We start from the raw sequence: 303 nt of genomic DNA on the forward strand, positions 1-303 counted from the left end.
GGTTTTGAATAGCAGGGCAAATAGATGACCAGGGATACGGTTCAGTAATCTGAGTCCCAGCCAGGTGCCCGCTACTCCGGCCAGGACCATCAGAACAACAGGCTGCCACCAGTCCAGGAAGCTGAAGCCGACAAACCCGAATACTGCGGCTTTCAATAAATGCTGAAAAGACATACATGCTGAAAATGTGGCTGTTGTTGCCAGTTTATCGCAGCCCACTCGGTGAATAAACGCGGCCACCAGAGGGCCTGTTGCACCAACAAACATAGATACCAGTGTGGTAAGGCCTCCAGCCAGAATAGT

1 pseudogene is annotated in these 303 nt (G+C 51.5%); it reads right to left on the minus strand.

Annotated elements, in window-relative coordinates:
- Positions 1–303 (minus strand): annotated as a pseudogene (locus H4O21_RS25330) (sulfite exporter TauE/SafE family protein); the annotation flags it as partial.

It is taken from the genome of Oceanospirillum sediminis, assembly GCF_014164585.1.
GTDB classification, from domain to species: Bacteria; Pseudomonadota; Gammaproteobacteria; order Pseudomonadales; family Halomonadaceae; genus Oceanospirillum; species Oceanospirillum sediminis.